Genomic DNA, 15,943 nt, shown 5'->3' on the forward strand with positions numbered 1-15,943 from the left:
CCCGTCCCATTTGGGGCAAAATGTCATCGGAATAGCGCCCTGCATGGAGAAAACAGTAAAAAGGTAAGAATTAAAGGAGGCATGAAAATATGAGAAAAATATTGAGAAAGACAGCTGCAGCAGTCGGTGTAGGAGCTCTTCTCCTGGCCGCTCCTGTTTATGGTGCGGACAATATTTCTGATCTTATGGTGTATACCGATAATATACAGTCCGACGGTTCCCTGATCTATTATTTTGAAGAAGTGGCCGTTGTGCTTCCGGCTGATTGGAAGGGGAAAATTGACATTGTAACAGATGGAATCTCCGCCACTTTTTATCATAAGGCCAGCCACGAAAAATGGCAGGAAAAATACGGGGAAGAAGGAGGAAAACTTTTTACCCTGTCCTGTTCGGTCAATCATGATTTTTCAGAGCTGCCGGATTTTACTTATATAGGATTCAGTGAAGAGTCCGTGATGAATTATTTTATGGTTTTTCCAACTGATTTCCAGGCGTATACAGAAGATGAGAGCGTGGCACATGAATTCCAGCAGATGAACGCCGAAATCGATTACGTGAAGCAGCATGCCTATATGCTTGCAGAGGGGGAAAAGGTTCCTGTGGCCTCTTCTGAGCCTTCTGATTTTTCCATTTCCCAGACAAGTGATGATGGGGAATGGGTGAAGATGAAAGAGGGATTTGAGCTTTATCTTCCAGCAGACTGGACCGGTGCAGAGTTATCAGATTCTGATCAGGAAGATGAGACCTATTATGCAGCTCTTTCGGGAGACGAAAAGATTGTTCTGGTTGTAACTTCTCTGGATCTGAGAGAGGATTATACAGAGAAAGAAATACAGGCAGCATTGGCAGAGGAAAATTATGACAGCCTTTTTGATGCGGCAAAGGACCAGATTAAAGAGCAGGGCTATACCATCGAAAAAACAGAGCTGATCAATGGGATTTCCTGTGCATATATTTCGGCAGAGGACGAATATGGAATTGTATTTATGGATAAAACGGACTCGGTTATGGAACTGGTTTATCTGACAGGAGAAAATGTGGCAGAAGATGAAAGCGCATTAAGTATCCTGCATTCTGTAAAATGGGCAGAGTAATTTCCCGGCTGCTTCCAGGAATTGTTTGCGCAGCGTTTTTGTGCAGCATCAGTGCGGAGGCAGTCTGGGCTGGGGAATCTCTTGTTGAAGCCTGGGAAAGGCAAAACCAGGAAGAGGATTCCAACCAGGGAAACGTTGGAGATGGCGGGGAGGTGAATCCCTCTGGTGAAGAGAATTATAATGAAGTACCGCAGCTGAACGAAGCGGATATTTACCAGATGAACCAGGGAAATGCAGCGTTTTTATATAATGACCAGGGTTATGTTTCCTTTCTTCGGGGAAGATTTTTCGATGAGAAAGTAACCGATACGGAAAAAGGCGTGGAATCTTTGATGGGAATTGCAGATCTTCTGGGGTTGTCCAAGGGTTCTGAGTTTTTCGCTGTATATGGGGAGCAGGATGAGTATGGATATACTTATCTTACCTATAAACAGCGGTATGGGGATCTTACCTTGGAAAATTTATGATTATGTGTATGAGGGAACGGACGGAAATGTATACGTCAGTGACAGCAGCTTTGACCAGCCAGGGGGCTCTACCCAGCTGTATCCAAATTAGCAATTGATTTTGTGGTATGCTTTGCTCCAATTTAGTCGCCTAAGATTATTTTGGTCTGAGCATAAACGTGTAATAGAAATATGAAAAGGGAGGATTACCTGAAATATGAAAAAGATGAATGAGAAAAAGAAATATCTGCTTTCCACAGTTCTTGCTACCAGCCTGCTCTTTGGTAGTATCATTCCGGTCAAGGCCGAAATAAAATTAGGAGAACTGGGCGAGGAAGCCAACCAGATCGCAGCATCGGTAGCTGGTGTCTCTTATTCCTCAGATGTAGTGGCGTTAGATGACCTTGGGATTTCGGTTGCGCCATCAGATTATGTGGCAATCCAGCAGGTTGATGGCTTTGTTTATATTTATACACAGGAGACGGATTGTATCCCTTACGTGATCGTAGGCTATTACGATATGGTGGCGGAGGATTTTGCCAGTCAGTTTACCCAGTATATGACGGAATCCTATGAGGATCTCCAGGTGATGTCTCCAGAAGCGGCAGTAACTGTGGGGGACCGGGAATATACCTACATTCAGTATTCATACAGCGTAAGCGGTTATACAGTGCGTGACAGCCGACTGTTTCTTCCGGAAAATGGCAGAACCTATATGTTTGGTGCAAAAGAGATTCCAGAGCTTTCTCTGTATGTAGGAAGCAATCTGGAAGAAGTCGCAGGAAGCTTTGCGTATTTGGCTGGCGGGGACAGTGATTATGCCAAGCATGTAGACAGCACCCGTTCCGTAGTTCCGGATGCCCAGGCGACAGTAGACAATATTGAAGATACCGTTGGGGACATTGTAGAAGAGCAGGGCTCCGGCGACTCCAATATTGCAGGCGGAACGGTAGGGGACAACAGTGGGACAGCTGGGGGAAGTGCAGGTGGAACCACTTCTGGCACAGAAGATTCTGATGTTTCAGACAGCAGCGCTGGATACAGTTCCATTACTTTTTCCCAGGATAAGGCGAATTATGAAGGAACCTGGGTGCCTTTCGAAGATGGTTTCCAGTTATATCTGCCAAGCGCATGGAACATCTATGAATTGACAGAGGATCAGGTAAACCAAGGCGTTCTTTACCTGGCTGGAGATGCCTCCGGTGCAGACACAGCACCGGCGGTTTCAGTAGTATGGGCTTACAGTGACGGCGCCGAGACCATCAATGATCTTGCAACCGCGATCCGTCAGGGCGGCTATCAGGTTGATGACCTGGTTTCCATCAACGGAATCCCCTGTGTTTCCTACCGCCTGGAAGATGGTGACTGCAGCGCGATCATGTTTTTCCATCCCACCAACAAGGACTATGTATTCTGCGTAACCGCAACCCAGTACACAGCCAATGTGGATAGGATCTGCTCCATCCTCACTTCCCTCAGCCTGGCTTTATGATCATTTAGGCGAGATATACGAATCAAGAAAAAAAATTCCCGTTCAGATTTTCCTGTTATCTGGACGGGAATTTTTTATAAAAGAGAAGTTATCAGGGACGCCCCGCCATAGGCGGAGAATCCCATGTTCTATGGTAGGTTGCTATGTAAATTATGGTATTAAAGAAATGTACTGCTTTAATAGACAGAGGGTTTCTTCCTTCGAATAAACCATAGGGCTGCCAGATAATCCTGTAAAAAAGTCAGTGAAAACCTTGCATAAGGAGATATCGGAAATATGGATATTACTGGAATAAGCACCAAAAACAAAAGAGTTCGTAGTGTACAGATGCAGCCCTGTCTGGGAAGTTGCATAAATGGATAAATATTCGGGAATCTGTAAAACAGTGGGACGGACGATCAGACTGGTAATCGTTCCGTCTTCTGTTTCTTTATACAATTCTGTTAACATCATTTTTACGTCCGAAGGTTCCAGAGGCGGAACATATTGGGGCGGTAAATCCTGAAGAATTCCATTTTGGATAAAAGCCGCCAATCCTTTTTCCGAGAAAATAGTTACATAATTTTTCTGAATGTTCTGCAATACGGAAAAATGTCTTTCAAAGTGCCAGTGATCGCTGTTTCCGCCAATGCCTTTGATGAGGATATGGAAGCGTCACGGGCAGCTGGTATGAACGGACATCTGGCGAAGCCGATCATGGCGGAGGCGCTGCTTAAGACGCTGGGACAGATCATTAAGTATAAATGATATGTAATATTGTAATATGAAAAGCCTGGCCGAAGATAGAGTAATGTCTGTTTGCCAGGCTTTTTTGCTGAAATAGAGAGAATGGTTTATCTATGCTTTCGGTATTCCCGGGGACTGCATCCCTTTATTCTTGCAAATACTTTGGAATAATAATTCGGATCTGAAAATCCAGCCTTGTCAGCTACCGCGCTGATCGGCTCACCAGCCTGCAATAACTCCAGGCTTCGCTCAATCCGATATTCCTGCAGAAAGGCAAACAGAGTAGTATTCATATGACGCTTGAAAAGCCGGGTACATTCGCTTTCGCACAGGTGGATGTGTCTGGCAATGTCATTTAAAGTGATCTTATTTTGATAATTTTCCTCTATGTAGGACAGGATCTTCTTAATCCGGTCGTATTCCAGGGAGTTTTCCCGGGAAGCCTGGGGTTCGTAAATAATGTGCTCCAGAAGAAGCCGCCACATGGATTGCAGGCAGATTGTAATATCTAGCTCGTAAAAATCTGGTTTTTTCTTGTCAAGATCAATAATACGGAGAAGATACTCGCGAAAGGGCCTATGCCATGGCTCGCTCTGGTTGATACAGAGGGCGGGGAGCAGGGAATCCTGAAGGACAGGATCTACATATTTGCTGTTAATGGTGCTTTGGAAAAATCCGTAGATCAGTCTGGGATCAAAGGTTACGGGAATGTAGGAGCAGTCCTTCTGATCTTCCATTGTGCCAGAATGGAGAGCACCGGAGTTGTTGAATACAATATCACCTTCTTTTAAGTGGTAAACCATATGGTTGACCTTGTAGCACATGGTGCCTTTTTGCACATAAGTAATCTCTATTTCCGGGTGCCAGTGCCACATAAAGGAACCGGACTCATATTCCGATAGTTTCTGGTAGCTGACCAGGAATGGAAACTGTTCATTGCCGTGCTGTTTTAATTCTTTTTGAAACTGATTGGTTATGATCTGCATGCCAAACCTCCCGGGAAAAATTTTATATCCTGTGAACTGTATAGGATTCCATATGTTCAAAAATAGAGAATTACAATAAAACGCATAAATTTACCTGTATTATACATCTATTAAAGATAAAAACGCAATATATTACTTGTTTTTCGCAAGTTATTTAAGGTAATGTAAAGGGAATGCATGTAAAATGGAATTAACTTGATGAGAGATCCAGATAAGCACAGATGAAGCGTAAAATATGCACTGAAGCTTCTGGAATACAGAACGTAAAATTATAACAATATTAACAAAACAGGAGAGATTAGCCATGAATTTACCAGAAAAAGCAAACCTTGAGAAAATCTATGGAAAGAGCAGCGCCTGCGCAGCCCGTTTCCAGAATCTTGCAGACAAATTTGCCCAAATCTATAAGCATGACCATGCAGATTTCTTTACTTCCCCTGGAAGAACAGAAATCATCGGAAACCATGTGGATCACAACGGCGGCAAGGTAATTGCAGGAAGTATCAATCTGGATACCATCGGTGCAGCAGCACCAAATGGAACCAACGTGATCCACATTACAAGTGAAGGCTACAGAGATGAGATCGTAGTTGATCTTGACAAGATCAGCAGAGCCAATTATCCGAAGGGAACCTTTGCCCTGGTTGCAGGTATGATGGAAGGTGCGAAGAAGAATGGCTTTCAGACAGCTGGCTTTGATGCCTATGTAAGTACCAACGTGATCGCAGCAGCAGGAGTAAGCTCCTCTGCATCCTTTGAAATGCTGATCTGTGTCATCATTGATTACTTCTTTAACGACAGCAGGATGACTTACACAGACTATGCTAAGATCGGTCAGTACGCGGAGAATGTTTACTGGGACAAGGCTTCCGGAATGATGGACCAGATGGCATGTGCAGTTGGCGGCCCGGTTCTTTTCGACTTTGCAGACAGAAATGACCTGAAATACAGCAAACTTGATTTCTCCTATGGAAAATTTGGTCACAGACTGGTGATCGTAAACACAGGAAAAGGCCATGCAGATCTCAGTCAGGAATATTCTGAGATCCCAGGTGAGATGAAAGCCGCAGCTAAGGTGCTTGGAGCAGAGCTTCTTCACGAGACCACTCTTGAGAACCTTCTGGCACATGTAAACGAGATCAAGGACGACAGAGCAATTCTTCGTTCTATCCACTTCTTCGAAGAGACCTCCCGCGTAGAGCGTTCAGCTAAGGCCATTGGAGAGGGAAACTATGAGGAATTCCTGAAACTGATGGATGAGTCTGGAAGATCTTCCTGGGAGCTGCTTCAGAACTGCTACTGCATTAAAGACTGCCATGAGCAGAAGATCCCGCTTGTTCTTGCCCTTACCCAGCTGTTCCTGAACAAGATCGGCGGCGGTATCTGCCGTGTACACGGCGGCGGATTTGCAGGTGTTATTGCAGCAGTTGTCCCGGAAAATGAGATGGAGAATTATGTAGAATACATTTCCCAGTATGTTGGCAGAGAGAACGTTTATCCAATGGATATCCGTGCAGTTGGAGCTGCTCATATCGGCTGAGAAGAAGTCTGAAATGCAAGCGTTGAGGATCTGAAGGCACTGTTCAGAAAAATTATGTAATAAGCAAAAAAATTCCCAGGCAGAAATGCCTGGGATTTTTTTGCTTGTTAATCATCCAGCTTGATTTTCTCTTTCAATACTACACATCCAGCCATATCCCCAATAACATTGACACAGGTAGCACCCATATCGCAAAGGGTATTGATACTTATGTATACGCCCATAACACCTGCCGGAAGACCAGCCATAGTAGCCAATGCTGCGAAGGAAGCAATGGCACCGCCTGGGATTCCAGGAGTTCCTACGGACAGAAGTACATTTGCCAGAAGGATTATGAGCATCATGGAAATGCTCACGTTAATTCCACAGGCATTGGCAAAGAACATGATCATAAAGGACATCAGAATGGAAACTGCATCCATGTTTACGGTAGCACCAAGAGGAATGGCAATACTTGTGATCTTGTTGGATACACCCATTTCTTCTTCCATACACTGCTTGCTGATGGGAATGGTAGCAGAACTGGAGCAGGTTCCAAATGCATTCAGGGCTGCAGGAAGCATGGCCCTGATAAATTTGATGGGGCTTTCTTTTCCGATAAATTTCACTGCACTGCCGTATACAATGAGAGCAAATCCGAAGAATGCCACATACAGAATGATCAGCTGTGTAGCCAGCGAGATAATGGTCTCTGTACCATTTGCTTCTACAACTGGAACGATGGTACAGAAGACACCGATTGGGGTGAAGTACATTACTGTGCTGATGACTTTCAGACATACCTCGTTGCAGGAGTCGATCACATTCAGAAGTGCGGCACCCTTTTCCCCGATGGCGATTAGGGTGAAACCTACGATCACTGCGAATACAAGTACCTGAAGCATATTTCCGTTGGCAAAAGCGGCAACTGGGTTGGATGGAATCAGGTTCTTGATGGTATCCAGAATGCTGGTCATCTCAGTTGCCTGGATATCGGATGTAGCCATTTCGAACTTTACATTTTTTCCAAGGTTGATCAGTCTTGGGATGATCAGGCCTGCAAGGCTGGCAAGTGCGGTGGTGCACAGGAAGAAAATCATGGCGCCTGCGGTGATCTTACCGGTAGTACGGGCATTTCCAATACTGGTGATACCCATTACAATGGAACAGAATACCAGTGGAAAGATCATCATGTTCAATGCATTCATGTAAATGCTTCCGATGAGATTGGTTATAGTAAGCACTGGCTCATACCGTCCAGCCAGAAAGAGCCCGGTGAGAATACCAAGGATCAGTCCGATGAAAATTGCGGATGTGATATGTTTTTTATACCACGAATAGAAAGTTTTCATTTATTTCCTCCTAAAAACGAATATTGTAGTATTTTACCACATTTTGCAGAAATAAAAGTTACGAAAGTATTACTTTATTAAGGAAAAATATGCATGCTTACCTAAAAGAACAAGAAGAATCTGGACTTATTTCCTATATGCGTGATATACTGAATTTAACAGAATTGCCGGAATCTTACAGCTGGAAGCTTCTGGGTTTGAAATGGAGGTGAAACATATGGAAAGGCTGATCTTTCATGTAGATGTAAACAGCGCCTTCCTCTCCTGGGAAGCAGCACGCAGAGTAAAAAATGGAGAGCCGGATCTGCGGACAATTCCTTCCGCAGTGGGCGGTGACCCGAAGAGCCGTACCGGGATTGTAGTTGCCAAATCCATTCCGGCAAAGAAATACGGAGTACAGACTGGTGAGCCTGTGGCTATGGCCCTTCGGAAATGCCCAGGTCTGGTTGTGGTTCCCAGTGATTTTCAACTTTATACCAGGAATTCCCAGGCGTTTAAAGCAATCTGTAAGTCCTATGCTCCTGCAATGGAATCCTTTTCCATTGATGAGGTGTTTCTGGATATGACAGGCACTTCCCTGATCTATCCAGATCCTATCGCCACAGCCTGTGAGATAAAGGACAGGATTTATCAGGAGCTTGGATTTACAGTAAACGTAGGAATCTCCACCAATAAGCTGCTGGCAAAAATGGCGTCAGATTTTGAGAAGCCAAATAAAGTGCATACCCTTTTTCCGAAAGAAATCCCGGCGAAAATGTGGCCTCTTCCTATAAGAGACCTGTTATTTCTGGGAAAGGCTTCGGAAAAGAAGCTGGTAGATTTCGGAATCCGCACGATAGGAGAACTGGCCCGTGAAAAGGAGTCCACCATCCAGACCCTTCTTGGTGAAAAAAACGGACACCAGCTTTATCAGTACGCCAGAGGCATCGACGAGTCTCCTGTGCTGGAAGTGCCGGAGGAGAGCAAGGGCTTTAGTGTAGAAAAAACTTTTAATGATGATATTGTATCCATGGAACAGATCCAGCTGATTTTGCTGGAGCAATGCGATGTGGTCGCCACCAGAATGAGACGGAAGGGGAAGAAATGTACCTGCATTTCCGTTACTTTCCGAACCCTGGATTTTAAGAACCGTTCCCACCAGATGAAGCTTGGAAATGCCATAGATGTCACCGATGAGATCTACGCAAATGCCAGAAAGCTGTTCCAAGAGTTCTGGAAGGGACAGCCACTGCGGCTGATCGGTGTGGCCCTCACAGGACTTACGGAGGATGGGTTCGAACAGATGTCTTTGTTTGAGGACAGTGCCAAAAAAGAACAGCGCCAGAAGCTGGATGCCACCCTGGACGCTATCCGTATGAAATTTGGAAACGACACGATCACCCGCGCCAGCATTATGAACAGCAATGCCGGAATCGGGCGGAAAGCCAAGGCACAAATGGAGAATGAACGATAGGCGGATATGACGTAAGACAAAAAGCTCTGGTTTACTGGATATCAGATAGAAAATATGGAAAATAAAATCGTATAGAAACAAGGGCATTGTTTGCTTCTTTGCAGGAAGAAGAGGACAATGCCCTTGTTCTATAAATTTTATTAAAGCACCTCTTGACAAACACGCATCACTAGTGTACTATCTACCTATGACAGCGATACAAGAAAGGAGGACGCCATGGAATATAATTCATCGCTGCCTATTTATCTCCAGGCAGCAAATTCCATTAAACGGGATATTGTAACAGGTAAGCTGTCTCCGGGTGTGAAGCTTCCATCGGTGCGTGAGCTGGCAGTTGCGTACACCATTAATCCCAATACAGTCAGCCGCGTATATAAAGAATTGGAGATGGAAGGCGTCTGCTTTACCAGACGCGGGATGGGAACTTTCGTAACAGAAGATCCAGGGAAGGTCCGGCAGCTAAAAGAAGAGATGGCGGGGACCCTGATCCGAGAATTTCTGGAAGGAATGGAGCAGCTTGGTTTTTCCAGAGCCGAGACGATCGGCCTTCTGGAGGAAAAACAGTCGAAATAGACGAGGAGTGTATGAAAATGATCTTAGAGAGCAGAGAAGCAACGAAGAAATACGGCAGTAAGACTGCTGTGAATCAGGTATCCTTACAGTTGGAGCCAGGACTTGTATACGCTATGCTTGGTCCCAACGGAAGCGGCAAGACCACCTGGATGAAAATGGTGGCAGGACTTGTGAAGCCAACCAGCGGTGAGATCCTGTATCAGGGAAACCCCATCGGCAAAGAGAGCCGGAAAGAAATTGCCTATATGTCCACAGAGCCCTACTTCTACAGCTGGATGTCCGTTGCGGATGTGGGAAAATATTATGAGGACTTTTTTGAAGATTTTTCCATGGAGAAATATAGACAGATGATTTCCCGTATGGAGCTTACAGAGGATATGAAGGCGAAGAAGCTGTCCTCTGGTATGATGGCCAAGCTGAAGATCGCAGTTACCATGGCAAGAGGCGCCAGGCTGTATTTACTTGACGAACCCCTGAACGGCATTGATCTTCTGGCAAGAGACCAGATCATGAAGAGCATTCTGGAAGCCATAGATCCAGATGTGACACTGGTGGTTTCCAGTCATCTTGTAGACGAACTGGAACGAGTAGCAGATGCGGCCATTTTTATGAAGGATGGCATATTGGCTAAGCAGTGTATGGTAGAGGAGCTTCGGATTGACGAGCATAAATCCGTAGTGGATCTGTACCGTGAAATCTATGGACATGGAGGAGAAGAAGTATGTTAAAGTTGATGAAATACGAGCTTCGGAAAACAGCGTTTTCCAAGCTGGTTCTGCTGGTGATCACTGCCGTTGCGGAACTTGCATTTTTGTTAGGTGTGTTTTTGAAAAAGGATAATCTTCTGGCAATCGGAATTGTATTCCTGTTCATGTGTGCAGTATTTGGTGTTATTTACATTGGAATAGAGAGCGTGAATGTCCTATATCGTGACCTGAATACCAAACAGAGTTATATGTTGTTTCTTACACCAAAAAGCAGCTATGAAATCCTTGGTGCCAAGATTCTGGAAAACGGCATTTCCATCGTAATGGCCGGTGTATTTTTCGCATTGCTGGCAGCCCTTGACATTACCGTTGCAACCCTTTATATTGGCGGCTTGAAAGAGATGATCAATCTGGTAAGCTCCTTTATGGAAATAAACTGGTCCGTTACCTTTACCCCTGCAGAAGCAGCCTTCTATTTCTTTGGTCTGCTGGCAAGCTGGATCGTTTACATTGTGAATGCTGACCTGTCCGTGATCTTATCCGCCAGTGTCCTGGCCGGCAAAAAAGGCAGCATCATTGCAGGCTTCCTTATCTTCATGGTAATCTCCGCTATTATTGGAAAGGCATTGGATCTGATTCCGGTTCTGCAAAGCACAGAACTTACTTTCGTTATATATATCGCAGCCGCATTTGCCATTGCAGCAGTACTGTACCTGATTAGCGGCTGGATCATGGAGAAGAAGCTGAGCGTATAAAGCTTAATGGTATATTTATGATTGCAGAGTGAAGAGGGGTGTGATAGAATGAGGCTCGCAGTAAAAAGAAAAGAAAACTGGAATCGGGAAAGGATTCTATTGCGAGATGGAAAAAGTAAAAAAATCAAACGAAATGGATATGCTGAATGGCGGTCTTGCAGGCAAGCTGATCATCTTTGCCATACCTCTGGCATTCAGCAGTATTTTACAGCAGTTATTTAATTCCGCGGATGTTGCGGTTGTTGGCCGGTTTGCAGGAGACAGGGCTTTGGCGGCAGTTGGAAGCTGTGTGGCGCTTGTTGGTATCTTTGTGAATCTGCTGGTGGGAATGTCTGTTGGACCAAATGCAGCCCTGGCAACCTTGATCGGTCAGAAAAAGCGGGAGCGGATCAGCGGTATGCTACATACCGTACTCACCTTTGGCGCAATACTTGGATTTTTACTTATGATCATTGGCATGCTGTGTGCGAAAGTAGTACTGGAAGCATCTGGAACACCGGAAAGTGTTATGAGTGAGGCTCTTTTGTACATTCGGATCTATTTTATCAGTCTGCCATTTATGACTATTTACAATTTTGGCTCGGCTATTTTGCGAAGCTATGGGGACAGCAGAAGGCCGATGTACTACCTGCTTACCTCTGGAATTGTAAATGTTATCTTGAACCTGTTTCTGGTGATCTGCCTTCACCTGGGTGTTTCCGGCGTAGCCATTGCGACAGTAATATCCAATGTATTAAGCGCATCTTTGGTTATTCATCATCTTCGTAAAAGGGATGATGAATTCCAGTTCAGTTTTTCCAGAATGCATATTAATAAAAGTGAGCTATCCAAGGTTCTGGCTATTGGAATCCCGGCGGGAATACAGGGGGCTATTTTCTCTGTTTCCAATGTATTTATCCAGAGTGGGATCAATTCCTTCGGAGAGGATGCAATTGCTGGTTCTTCACTAGCTCTGAATTTTGAGTATTTTACATATGATATTGCAGCTGCTTTTGCTCAGGCGGCGGTTACCTTTACCAGCCAGAATTTCGGTGCTGGAAATTTGAAAAGGTGTAAAAAGGTATTCTGGCTTTGTCTGTTGTTTGGAATGGTCTTCACAGAAATCCTCAGTATTGTATTTATGATCTGGGATGATTTCTTTGTGAGCATCTATACCACCAGCGCAGGAGTGGCAGCCTTCGGCCTGATTCGTATGCACCGGGTATGTTCTTTGGAGGGACTTACCGCTACTTACGAAGTGGAAAGCGCAGCCCTCAGGGGAATGGGAAAATCTCTGGAGCCATCCATTATCACAATTCTTGGAACTGTGGTTTTCCGCATGATCTGGCTGGTTACCATTTTCAAGCTGGTTCCCACCTTCGAAATGCTGATGAACGTTTACGTCGCTTCCTGGATCTTCACAGGCGGCGCGATCATGATCGTGTATCTGTGGCATATGCGGAAGCTGGAAAAGAACCATTAGACATTGAAACAGGGCATTACCTGCTTCTCGGTGAGGAGTAAGTAATGCCCTGTGTTTTTTTTCTAATCAAGCTATTTTCAGATTAGTACTGACCACTCTGGCCGCTCTGTCCTGCGGACATGGATCTTTCCTGAGCCTCGATCATCTTTTTCACCATATAGCCACCTACACTACCATTCTGTTTGGAAGTAAGGTTTCCGTTGTATCCGTCTGTAAGCGGCACACCCAGCTCATTTGCAACCTCAAATTTGAAACGATTTAATGCGCCCTTTGCTTCTGGTACAGCTGCTTTGTTAGAAGAAGTATTGTTTGACATAATCCTTTTCCTCCTTGGTTAATTGTTGTTTTGTTTGATGTTACATTGCTAGTATGTGCTCTATAAATGAAAATACACTGGGAATAAATGGACTGATTTTTTAGCTTGACATAGCCGTACGGCATAAAAAATAAATTAGGACTAAAATTTAGCCGTACGGCATATATTGAAAGGCTAGACAAGGTGAATTATGAAAATCACGGATTCTAAATCATTAGGTATCGCATTGAAAACAAGAAGAAAAGAATTACATTATACTCAGTTATATTTAGCTGAATTTACAGGCTTAAGCGTCACTTTTATTTCTGATGTTGAACGTGGTAAGCCAACTGCAGAATTAGAGAAAACAATTCGCTTGGCGAATACCCTGGGGTTAGATATTTTCTTGCAAAAGAGAGGATAAGAATATAAATGAAAAAATTATCGGTTTTGAATGATCGGCGGTTCTGATGCCAATACTGACGCAAGGGAGCGAAAGGAAGCCTTTCTTCAGATCCTGAAAGAATATGGCATCCCATTTGAAGACCGCAATTATATCATCAGCGATCTGTCCAAGCGGGATAAGAAAGCAGCAGTCTCCTTTATGGAAAATAACCCGGACGTGCAGGCCTGATCCATCTGGAAAATGCGGATATCGATAATCTTCTCAGTATTTTTGAGGAGCTTTGCAGCTATATTTGCTACCGTCATAAGATCCAGGACAGAAAATATGAAATCCACCAGCTTTTTGAGATCCTGTACCGTAAGATCATCCATTCCATGAACCACCAGTTCAAGCTGTTTGTCAGCAATACCATGCAATTCGAAAATGGAAATGACCAGAGCTACACCAAACTGATCTCTGACATTGATTTTCTGGGAATCCAGAACGCAGGGATCTATTTGTTTGAAAAGCCGCTTACTTATTTACAGAAGGATAAATTTGTCTGTCCGGATCAGCTGTACTTAAAAGCAATCCTGGAAAATGGGATGGTAAGATCCGTCCCGGGAGCAAGGCAGCGAGTGGCGAAAAAGGATTTATTCCATCTGGCAGAACTATCCGGATCCCGCAGCAATCTGGTATGTCTTCCCCTTTTTTCCAATGAAATGCTGTACGGACTGCTGATCTGTGATCTGACACTCTGACGCCCTTACCGGAATTCTGAACCGGAGAGGCTTTCATTTATCTGCAGAAGAATTGGTGTCACAGTTGAAAACACAGGGACACAGGACCTTGTTTGCCTACATTGATATGGACAATCTGAAGATCATCAACGACCGCTACAGCCACGATGAAGGGGATTTTTCCTTGAAACTGATCGGGGAAATCCTGGTGGATATTGTACAGGAAGAGGGAATTACCGGACGGATCGGCGGCGATGAGTATGCCGGCGTGCTGAAATACGAAAAGGAAGACCATGGCAGGGATTTTAGAAACAGGATCCATCAGGCATTCCAGGATTTTAACCGTACCAGTGAAAAAGCCTATAATGTTACCGTCTCAGTGGAAATGTATCTGATGGAAGCAGAAGAGGACCTGACTTTACATGATGCCTTGTCCCATGCAGATGCCAGTCTGTATGAAGCCAAGAAAAACAGAGTGAAATCCGTGGCAAAAAATTTTGATCATAATAACTGATGGGAAAATCAGCAAGAAAAATAGTAAGATTTCAACTTGACTCTACAACCAATGTAGGGTTTATGGTAAGATAGTTACGAGAAAGGAGGAGAAATCCTTTGGAGAAAGATCTTACCACAGGCAGCGTATTCAAAAATATTGTTTATTTCTCACTGCCATACCTTTTATCTTACTTTTTACAGACCCTTTATGGAATGGCGGACCTGTTTATCATAGGCCAGTTCGAGGGTGTTGCCAGTACCACAGCTGTCTCTGTGGGAAGCCAGGTCATGCATATGCTGACTGTTATGATCGTGGGACTTGCCATGGGTACCACAGTCACCATCGGCCAGGCCATCGGAGGAAAGAACAAGAAGCAGGCAGCTCTTGATATTGGAAATTCCGTTACCCTGTTTATGGCAGTATCCATCCTGCTGGCGGCAGTTCTGCTTTTACTGGTGAAGCCTATTGTGGCAGTGATGTCCACACCGGCAGAAGCTGTTTCCGGCACCATTACATACCTGACCATCTGCTTTATTGGAATCCCGTTTATCACAGCTTATAATATTATCAGTTCCATTTTCCGTGGAATGGGTGATTCCAAAAGCCCCATGTATTTCATTGCCATTGCATGTGGGGCAAACATTGTGCTTGACTATGTATTTATGGGTGCCCTTCATCTGGGTCCGGCTGGTGCGGCTCTTGGAACAACCCTTTCCCAGACCATCAGCGTGCTCATTGCCCTTACGGTGATTTTACGGAAAAAAACAGGGATTTCTGTTTCCAGGGCTGATTTTAAACCCAGAAGACAGATTATGGACAAAATCCTGCAGATCGGAATTCCCATCTGCTGCCAGGACGGACTGATCCAGGTGGCCTTTATCATCATAACGGTTATTGCAAACAGACGAGGCCTTACCGATGCAGCAGCAGTGGGGATCGTGGAAAAGTTCATCAGCTTTTTGTTCCTGGTGCCATCCTCCATGCTCTCTACAGTATCGGCTCTCGGCGCACAGAATATTGGGGCAAAAAAGCCGGAGCGGGCAAAAGAGGTGCTTCGCTATGCCACTATGATCGCAGTTGGATTTGGTGTTATCGTGACAGTTTTGATCCAGTTTATTGCAGAACCGGTTGTGGGAATGTTTACCACAGACCAGGGCGTGATCCTGGCAGGTGGGCAGTATCTGCGGGGGTATATTTTTGATGTTATTTTTGCAGGTGTTCACTTTAGCTTCAGCGGCTATTTCTGTGCCTGCGGAAAATCAGGATTGTCCTTTTTACATAATATTACTGCAATTGTGCTGGTACGTGTTCCTGGGGTATATCTTACTTCCAGGCTGTTCCCGGCCACGCTTCTGCCTATGGGACTTGCCACGGCTACAGGCTCCCTTTTGTCTGTGATTATCTGTGTGATCGCGTTTACGGTTATCAACCGAAAGGAAAGAAATGCCGTTTTTTCATAAAG

The 15,943-nt window shown here is 44.7% G+C and carries 19 protein-coding genes; 16 read left to right on the plus strand and 3 right to left on the minus strand.

Translation table 11 applies throughout. The features are described 5' to 3' along the window. The first annotated feature begins 89 nt into the window (after window positions 1-89). The 5 genes from LIQ05_RS04030 (at window position 90) to LIQ05_RS04050 (ending at window position 3,779) form a co-directional block, all read left to right on the plus strand. Complete coding sequence (locus LIQ05_RS04030; RefSeq protein WP_226818820.1) at window positions 90-1,094, plus strand: hypothetical protein; 1,005 nt, start codon at window positions 90-92, stop codon at window positions 1,092-1,094. Continuing rightward, a complete protein-coding gene (locus LIQ05_RS04035) occupies window positions 1,082-1,561 on the plus strand; it encodes a hypothetical protein (RefSeq protein WP_226818822.1) in 480 nt (159 codons plus the stop codon). The genes LIQ05_RS04030 and LIQ05_RS04035 overlap by 13 nt, the downstream gene beginning before the upstream one ends. 196 nt (window positions 1,562-1,757) lie before the next feature. After that, window positions 1,758-3,032 carry a hypothetical protein gene (locus LIQ05_RS04040; RefSeq protein ID WP_226818824.1) on the plus strand — a complete coding sequence of 425 codons (1,275 nt, stop codon included), beginning with the start codon at window positions 1,758-1,760 and terminating at the stop codon, window positions 3,030-3,032. Window positions 3,033-3,387: 355 nt separating this feature from the next. Then, window positions 3,388-3,537 carry a hypothetical protein gene (locus tag LIQ05_RS04045; RefSeq protein WP_226818826.1) on the plus strand — a complete coding sequence of 50 codons (150 nt, stop codon included), beginning with the start codon at window positions 3,388-3,390 and terminating at the stop codon, window positions 3,535-3,537. A gap of 86 nt (window positions 3,538-3,623) precedes the next feature. Further along, complete coding sequence (locus tag LIQ05_RS04050; protein ID WP_226818828.1) at window positions 3,624-3,779, plus strand: response regulator; 156 nt, start codon at window positions 3,624-3,626, stop codon at window positions 3,777-3,779. An 86-nt stretch (window positions 3,780-3,865) separates the two neighbouring features. On the opposite strand, the gene LIQ05_RS04055 is transcribed toward LIQ05_RS04050, so the two are convergent. After that, entirely contained in the window at window positions 3,866-4,744 is an 879-nt protein-coding gene (locus LIQ05_RS04055; protein WP_226818830.1) for an AraC family transcriptional regulator, read from the minus strand. Window positions 4,745-5,048: 304 nt separating this feature from the next. Between LIQ05_RS04055 and LIQ05_RS04060 the strand changes: the two genes are divergently transcribed. After that, window positions 5,049-6,284: a galactokinase gene (locus LIQ05_RS04060; protein WP_226818832.1), complete on the plus strand. Its 1,236-nt coding sequence runs from the start codon at window positions 5,049-5,051 to the stop codon at window positions 6,282-6,284. A gap of 107 nt (window positions 6,285-6,391) precedes the next feature. Here LIQ05_RS04060 and LIQ05_RS04065 read toward each other — a convergent pair whose 3' ends face one another. Then, window positions 6,392-7,615: a dicarboxylate/amino acid:cation symporter gene (locus tag LIQ05_RS04065; protein WP_226818833.1), complete on the minus strand. Its 1,224-nt coding sequence runs from the start codon at window positions 7,613-7,615 to the stop codon at window positions 6,392-6,394. Between the two features lie 217 nt (window positions 7,616-7,832). Between LIQ05_RS04065 and LIQ05_RS04070 the strand changes: the two genes are divergently transcribed. From LIQ05_RS04070 to LIQ05_RS04090, 5 genes are all read left to right on the plus strand, one after another. Further along, a complete protein-coding gene (locus LIQ05_RS04070) occupies window positions 7,833-9,068 on the plus strand; it encodes a DNA polymerase Y family protein (protein ID WP_226818835.1) in 1,236 nt (411 codons plus the stop codon). 216 nt (window positions 9,069-9,284) lie between these two features. Next, entirely contained in the window at window positions 9,285-9,641 is a 357-nt protein-coding gene (locus tag LIQ05_RS04075; RefSeq protein ID WP_226818837.1) for a GntR family transcriptional regulator, read from the plus strand. A 17-nt stretch (window positions 9,642-9,658) separates the two neighbouring features. Further along, the gene (locus LIQ05_RS04080) at window positions 9,659-10,369 is read left to right on the plus strand and encodes an ABC transporter ATP-binding protein (RefSeq protein WP_226818839.1); all 711 of its coding nucleotides are present in this window, start codon (window positions 9,659-9,661) and stop codon (window positions 10,367-10,369) included. Next, window positions 10,363-11,103 (plus strand): hypothetical protein, encoded by a 741-nt coding sequence (locus LIQ05_RS04085; RefSeq protein WP_226818841.1) that lies wholly within the window; start codon window positions 10,363-10,365, stop codon window positions 11,101-11,103. The genes LIQ05_RS04080 and LIQ05_RS04085 overlap by 7 nt, the downstream gene beginning before the upstream one ends. Before the next feature lie 106 nt (window positions 11,104-11,209). Then, complete coding sequence (locus tag LIQ05_RS04090; RefSeq protein WP_226818843.1) at window positions 11,210-12,565, plus strand: MATE family efflux transporter; 1,356 nt, start codon at window positions 11,210-11,212, stop codon at window positions 12,563-12,565. Window positions 12,566-12,647: 82 nt separating this feature from the next. Here the strand turns inward: LIQ05_RS04090 and LIQ05_RS04095 are convergent, their stop codons facing one another. Beyond that, entirely contained in the window at window positions 12,648-12,881 is a 234-nt protein-coding gene (locus LIQ05_RS04095; RefSeq protein WP_118584211.1) for an alpha/beta-type small acid-soluble spore protein, read from the minus strand. A 190-nt stretch (window positions 12,882-13,071) separates the two neighbouring features. On the opposite strand from LIQ05_RS04095, the gene LIQ05_RS04100 reads away from it, so the two are divergent. The 5 genes from LIQ05_RS04100 to LIQ05_RS04120 all read left to right on the plus strand — a co-directional run bounded on the left by LIQ05_RS04100 (window position 13,072) and on the right by LIQ05_RS04120 (window position 15,941). Continuing rightward, the gene (locus LIQ05_RS04100) at window positions 13,072-13,284 is read left to right on the plus strand and encodes a helix-turn-helix domain-containing protein (RefSeq protein WP_226818845.1); all 213 of its coding nucleotides are present in this window, start codon (window positions 13,072-13,074) and stop codon (window positions 13,282-13,284) included. A 30-nt stretch (window positions 13,285-13,314) separates the two neighbouring features. Continuing rightward, on the plus strand, window positions 13,315-13,494 hold the full coding sequence (locus tag LIQ05_RS04105) for a hypothetical protein (protein ID WP_226818847.1): 180 nt from the start codon (window positions 13,315-13,317) through the stop codon (window positions 13,492-13,494). Window positions 13,495-13,640: 146 nt separating this feature from the next. Then, complete coding sequence (locus LIQ05_RS04110; protein WP_226818849.1) at window positions 13,641-14,006, plus strand: hypothetical protein; 366 nt, start codon at window positions 13,641-13,643, stop codon at window positions 14,004-14,006. Between the two features lie 52 nt (window positions 14,007-14,058). Continuing rightward, window positions 14,059-14,499 carry a GGDEF domain-containing protein gene (locus LIQ05_RS04115; protein WP_318289471.1) on the plus strand — a complete coding sequence of 147 codons (441 nt, stop codon included), beginning with the start codon at window positions 14,059-14,061 and terminating at the stop codon, window positions 14,497-14,499. 98 nt (window positions 14,500-14,597) lie between these two features. Beyond that, on the plus strand, window positions 14,598-15,941 hold the full coding sequence (locus LIQ05_RS04120) for an MATE family efflux transporter (RefSeq protein WP_226818851.1): 1,344 nt from the start codon (window positions 14,598-14,600) through the stop codon (window positions 15,939-15,941). Window positions 15,942-15,943: the final 2 nt, after the last annotated feature.

The organism is Blautia glucerasea, assembly GCF_020537505.1.
Lineage (GTDB): Bacteria > Bacillota > Clostridia > Lachnospirales > Lachnospiraceae > Blautia_A.